This is a genomic window from Oleiagrimonas sp. (assembly GCF_027858935.1).
Lineage (GTDB): Bacteria > Pseudomonadota > Gammaproteobacteria > Xanthomonadales > Rhodanobacteraceae > Oleiagrimonas.
This window is the reverse complement of record NZ_JAQIBU010000202.1, coordinates 1-6,449: the sequence shown is the minus strand read 5'-3', so window position 1 is coordinate 6,449 and position 6,449 is coordinate 1. Positions and strand designations below refer to the sequence as shown.

4 protein-coding genes are annotated in these 6,449 nt (G+C 64.0%); 2 read left to right on the top strand and 2 right to left on the bottom strand.

Annotation, left to right across the window (positions count from 1 at the left end):
- On the bottom strand, positions 1-233 hold a 233-nt coding region (locus PF446_RS07445), incomplete at its 3' end, for a DUF302 domain-containing protein (RefSeq protein ID WP_298070714.1).
- 344 nt (positions 234-577) lie between these two features.
- Between PF446_RS07445 and PF446_RS07440 the strand changes: the two genes are divergently transcribed.
- Positions 578-3,403, top strand: coding sequence for a bifunctional YncE family protein/alkaline phosphatase family protein (locus PF446_RS07440; protein WP_298070712.1), 2,826 nt, complete (start codon positions 578-580; stop codon positions 3,401-3,403).
- 21 nt (positions 3,404-3,424) lie between these two features.
- On the opposite strand, the gene PF446_RS07435 is transcribed toward PF446_RS07440, so the two are convergent.
- Positions 3,425-5,317 (bottom strand): KUP/HAK/KT family potassium transporter, encoded by a 1,893-nt coding sequence (locus tag PF446_RS07435; RefSeq protein WP_298070711.1) that lies wholly within the window; start codon positions 5,315-5,317, stop codon positions 3,425-3,427.
- Positions 5,318-5,785: 468 nt separating this feature from the next.
- Between PF446_RS07435 and PF446_RS07430 the strand changes: the two genes are divergently transcribed.
- Positions 5,786-6,449, top strand: a 664-nt coding sequence (locus tag PF446_RS07430) for a transporter substrate-binding domain-containing protein (protein ID WP_298070709.1), incomplete at its 3' end; no start/stop codon positions are given.

The window sequence follows — 6,449 nt, the reverse complement described above, 5'->3', positions numbered from 1 at the left end:
CGGCAGGGCAGCGCCATGTTCAGCGCCATGTCCACGCCCAGCACCTCGTGCGCCTGTTTCGGGTTGCACACCTCCAGCACCAGGCAGGCCTGGGGCAGGTCGAAGCCCTTGCTCTTGAGGGTTTCGCGCAAGTCGTAGTGATGCAGCATGCCGAACTTGTGCTCCTTGAGCACAGGCTGGATGTCCTCAAAGGCTTGCTGCACGGTCTTGCGGGTCTGTTTTCTGTAGAGCATGGGGGGTCTCCGTTGATGAAGCTCAGCTATGGATATGGGCCCGGTATCCGGGTTCGACAAGCCAATGCGTCCTCATCCAAGGCCGCGCAGATCGCCTACCTCGATCCTCAATCGCCCGCTGCTTGCAGCGGATGCGACGCGCAATCAATCTGGGGCAAGACGTGTGCGGGTGAACCCTCGAACATGCGGATCAACGGCGGGCAACCTGATTGCAGTCGGCTGTCATAAAATCGATGCATGGACGCGGCACCATGGTGTCCATGTCGCGGCATGAGACGCCGAGACGCTGTCCGGTCCATAAGGACGGTGTTGGGCATGAATCCGTTCGGAACCAGAGTGTGACCATGCAATTGAATCGATGGGTAGGGGGGGTGATCTTCGGCCTGGCGCTGGCATCACTGGCACAGGCAGACGCTACGGCCAGGCTGACGCCCAGCGGCCAGGCGCTGACGCCGCGCGCGGCACCGGGCGCGATATTCCAGACGTTGGACCCGGGCCTGAAACGGTTTCCGGACTTTCGTGCCAACCAGGCCGTGACCACGGCGGTGAGTCCGGACGGGCACACGCTGCTGGTGCTGACCAGCGGCTACAACCAGATCTTCGGCCGTAACGGTCGGCCGATACGGGCCGATTCCAACCAGTACGTGTTTGTCTACGACATCCGCCACGGTGCGCCGCGCAAGACCCAGGTACTGCCGGTCCCGGCGACCTACATGGGACTGGCTTTTGCACCTGACGGGCGGCATTTCTATGTCGCCGGAGGGGACGACGACAACGTGCACGTGTTTGCGCTTCGCCATGGACGCTGGGCGCAGAGCGGCAAGCCGATCGCGCTGGGCCATCTGTTGCGCAGCAAGTACCGGTTTGCCAATCATGGCGGCGTCGGGCTGCACGTGAAGCCGGAAGCGGCCGGTCTGGCGGTGACCCAGGATGGCAAGACCCTGGTGGTGGCCAACTACTACAACGACAGCCTGTCGCGGGTGGATCTGTCCACGCGCAGCGTGACCGACGTGCCGCTGCGACCCGGTCGGGTGACTCCGGCGCAGCATGGCAAGGCCGGTGGCGAGTATCCGCTGTGGGTGGTGCTGCGCGGCAACGACATGGCCTACGTGTCCAGCCAGCGCGACCGCGAGGTCGACGTGGTTCGCCTGGGAACCTCGCCCAAGCTGGTCGCGCGCATTCCGGTCCACGGCAATCCCAACCGCATGCTGCTCGGTCATGCCGGCAGGAAGCTGTATGTGGCCTGTGACAACGAGGCCGAAGTCGACGTGATCGACACCCACGTGGATCGCGTGGTCGATCATGTGCGCGTGACTGCGCCCTCGTCATTGCTGGGCGCGACGGCATTTTTCCACGGCACGGTGCCCAACAGCCTGGCGCTGTCGCCGGACGGCCGGCGGCTGTACGTCACCGACGGCGGCATCAACGCGGTGGCGGTGGTGGCGCTGGACACGCCGCATCCGCAGGTCACCGGGCTGATCCCGACCGGGTTCTATCCCAACAGCGTCAGCGTCAGCGCGGACGGGGGGCGGCTGTACGTGGTCAACGGCAAGAGCGTGCCGGGGCCGAACGCGCGCAATTGCTCGCGCAACAACTACAACATCAAGCGCGATGCAGACTGTCGCTCGCGCAACGATTACATCCTGCAGCGCTCGCACGCCGGGCTGCTGAGCTTTCCGCGGCCTGACGCGGAGGTGCTGCAGAAGCTCACCCATCAGGTGGCGCGCAACAATCACTTCGGGTTTGCCGAGAGCGCCAGCGACCGGGCCATGATGACGTTCCTGCACCGTCACATCCGTCACATCATCTACGTAGTGCGTGAAAACCGCGCCTACGACCAGATCCTGGGCGACCTGGGTGAAGGCAACGGCGCACCGTCACTGGTGGAGTTCGGCAAGGACATCACGCCCAATGCGCATCGTCTGGCGCGGCAATTCGTGGATCTGGACAATTTCTACGACACCGGCGAGGTCAGCGGCAACGGGTGGGCCTGGAGCACGGCCGCGCGCGAGAGCGACGCGGGCGAGAAGAACATTCCGATCAATTACGCGCTGGACGGACTGTCCTACGACTGGGAGGGTGAGAACCGCAACGTCAACGTGGCCCTGCCGACCCTGGCGGATCGGCGCAAGGTGGCACCGTATTACCCGGATGATCCCGACCTGCTGCCGGGCCAAAACGATGTCGCCGCGCCCGACGGACCGCAGGGCCAGAAGCAGAAGGGCTACCTGTGGGACGCGGCGCTGCGCGCAGGACTGAGCGTGCGCAATTACGGGTTCTTCATCGACCTGGAGCCGTACGATCGACCGACGTCGCAGGGCGGCATAGGCGAAATCATCGATCCGCACGCCCGTGGCGTACGCGTGGCGGTGTCGACCAACCCGACGCTGGCCCCGCGCACGGATCCGTACTTCCGCGGCTTCGACAACCGCTATCCGGACGTCTACCGCGAGGCGGAATGGGCGCGCGAGTTCGCCGGCTACGTCAAGCATCAGGACCTGCCGTCGCTGGAGCTGGTGCGGCTGATGCACGACCATCTGGGCAACTTCGACCAGGCCATCAAGGGCGTGAACACGCCCGATACCGAAGTGGCCGACAACGACGAAGCCGTCGGCAAGCTGATCGAGACCGTCGCCCACTCGCCGTATGCGGACTCCACGCTGATCTTCGTGGTCGAAGATGATGCCCAGGACGGTCCCGACCACGTGGACGCCCACCGCAGCGTCGCGTTCGTGGCCGGACCGTATGTGAAGCACCACGCCGTGGTCAGCGACCGCTACACCACGGTGAACCTGGTGCGCACCATCGAGGACATTCTTGGATTCGGTCCGATGACGCTGAACGATGCCTACGAGCGGCCCATGGCCACGGTGTTCGACCGCAACGCCAGGCACTGGGATTTCCACGCCACCGAACCGCGCCCGTTGACCGCGACCCGGCTGCCGCAGAGCAGCGAGGCCATGACCTTGCCGCGCTGGCACAAGCCCCGCCCCGCACAGTGGTGGGCGCAACAAACGCGCGGCTACGACTGGCACGTGGAGGACGACATCCCGACAGTCGCTTTCAACCACGTGCTGTGGCGCGGGCTGCACCCGGGCACGCCGTATCCGCACGCGCTCCGCGTGCGTGAGCAGACACGTCCCGCCCGCAAGCCGGACCACGACGATTGATCATCCGCGCGCAAGGCGCGCTCAGATGCCCAACTGCAGCCCGATCTCGATCACGCGACCGGCGGGGATCTGGTATTGCGAGGTGGCCTGCATGGTGTTGCGCACCATGAATGCGAACAGGCGGTCGCGCCAGGCCATCATGCCGCCTTTCTTGCGTCCAGCCAGGATCGAGGTGTGGCCGACGTAGTAGGTGACCTGCTCCATGTCGATGGGCAGGTCGCCGGCGTCCACGCACAGGGTCAGGTCGGACGGGATGTTGAAGCCCTGCATGAAGCCGTAACGCAGCCGCACGGCGTGCAGGCCCTCGCCAAAGTTTTCCACCTGGATGCGGTCGTCCGGTTTGATCCGCGGCACACGGGCCACCGACACGGTGACGATGACGGCGTTTTCCTGCAGCGCGCGGGTGCGCTTGAGCAGGTGCAGCAGCGATTGCGGCACGTCCTCGGCGCGCGCGGTGAAGAACACGGCGCTGCCGGGCAGGCGCATGGGCGGGTCGTTTTCCAGCCTGCCGACCAGGGTGGTGATGCTGACGGCATCGGCTTCGTAGGCGCGCAGCAGCAGTTCGGTGCCGCGTCGCCAGGTGGCCATCAGCGCGAACATCAGCGCGCCCATGGCCAGCGGGAACCAGCCGCCATCGGGAATCTTCATGCCGTTGACCACCAGGAAGGCCAGGTCCATGGTGGTGAACCCCACCAGCAGCAGCAGCGCGCGTGGCAGCGACCAGCCGCCGCGCTCGATGGCGACGTTGAAGGCCAGGATGCTGGTCACCAGCATGGTGGCGTTGACGCTCAGGCCGTAGGCCGCCGCCAGCGCGCTGGACGAGCCGAACGACAGCACCAGGCCGCAGGCGGCCAGCATCAGGGTCCAGTTGACGCCCGGCATGTAGATCTGGCCGTGCGCGTCGGCGGCGGTCTGGCGCACCTGCATGCGCGGGATCATGCCCAATTGCATGGCCTGACGGGTCAGTGAGAACGTGCCGCTGATCACCGCCTGCGAGGCAATCACGGTGGCCGCCGTGGTCACGATCACCAGAGGGTACAGCGACCAGTGCGGCGCCATGTTGAAGAACGGCTGCTGCAGGTTGTGCGGATGGCTGAGCAGCTCTGCGCCCTGGCCGAAATAGTTGATCAGCAGTGACGGGAGCACCAGGCTGAACCACATGATGCGGATGGGCCGCGCGCCAAAGTGGCCCAGGTCCGCGTACAACGCCTCGCCGCCGGTCACCACCAGAAACACGCCGCCCAGGACCAGGTAGCCCGACCAGCCGTTGAGTAACAGAAACTGGACCGCATAAGACGGTGACGCTGCGCGCAATACGCCCGGGTGATTCATGATGGCCACTACGCCCAGCAGCGCCAGGGTCACGAACCACAGCACCATGATCGGTCCGAAGGTCAGGCCCACGTGTTGGGTGCCGCGGTGCTGATAGGCAAACAGTCCGACAAGGATTCCGATGGTGATTGGCAGCACCCAGGGTTGCAGACCGGGGGCGCCCACCTGCAGACCTTCGACGGCGCTCAGTACCGAGATCGCCGGCGTGATCATGCTGCCACCGAACAGCAGCGCTGCGCCGAACAGCCCCAGCAGGATCAGAAGTCGGCGCGACCAGCGATCCTGTTCCTTATCCGGACGCAGCAGTGCCAGCAACGCGAAGATACCGCCTTCGCCATGATTGTCGGCGCGCAGTACGAAGATCATGTATTTGGTCGAGATCACCAGGATCAGCGCCCAGAAGATCAGCGACAGAATGCCGAGGATGTTGGGTTCGGTGACCGGCAGCGGCGACAGGCCGCGGAAGCATTCGCGAACGGCGTAGATCGGGCTGGTACCGATGTCGCCATAGACGATGCCGAGTACGGCGAGTGCGATGGTGGGCGAAAGGTTTTTTTTGGTGCTGCCATCATCCTGCTGCACGAAAGTTTCCTCGCGTGTGACGAATGGTCAGACTACCCGGCCCTGCTGCCTGCGAACCGTGAAGAATTTCATCGTGCACCTGTCAAAAAAGGCGCTATTCCAGGCTGAGTACTTTTGTAGCGGCGACCCGTACAGCTCGCGTTCTCGATTCGCAATCCCTCGCTGTATCCCGAAGCAGGGCGGGCGTTTGTCGCGCCGTCGGTTGCCTTGCGGCCGACAGGTTTGACGATCGAACTGGCGTGATTTTCAGGCATCTTGTCAGCGGGTTGTAACACGACGGGAACGATCACTGACGAGGTGTATCTGGCGTGCTCCAAGTACCCGGACCAGGCGAGCTGGCTGGCCTGAAAAGTCCAGTGTATCCCTGATGAAGCACCTCTTCTGATAATGCGTGTCGAGCGTCCGAAGGGTGAAAGTGGACGCTGATCCGGGGTATGGTTGTGCAGTGTGACGCAGGGGAAACAACTTATGCAGAACGAACAGACCACGCCATTGCGGGTGTTTTCGCGGTTTCTTGCTGTATCCAGATGGGCGCTTCCGCTTCTGGTCCTGGCATCCGTCGGTTGCGCACAGAAAACGGATCGAGTGCTTGAGCAGATCAAGGCTCGCGGCAGCCTCATTGTACTGACACGCAATGCACCGACCACGTATTACGTGGGCCGGGACGACCAGCCGCAGGGGCCGGAATACGCTCTTGCCAGTGCCTACGCCAGGTCGTTGGGCGTAACCCCGAAGTTCGTGATCAAGGACTCGATTGCGGCATTGATGCAAGCCATGGCTGCGGGCAAAGGGGACATGGTCGCCGCGGGTCTCACCCGGACCGCGCAGCGCGATAAGCAGTTCGATTTCGGTCCGAGCTATCAGCAGGTGACGCAGCAGGTCGTGTGCCGGCGTGGTGGGCCTTCTCCGGATGCGGTCGACGATCTGGTCGGCCTCGACCTCGAGGTAGTGGCTGACAGCAGCTATGTCGCCCGCCTCGATGCGCTCAAGGTTGAGCATCCGAAGCTGCATTGGCGTGTCGACTCGACCGCAGGCACGGAACAGCTGTTGCGCAAGGTCTGGTCAGGCAAGATCGACTGCACCGTAGCCGACTCGGACATCGCGGCTATCAACCGCCGCTATTTTCCCAACC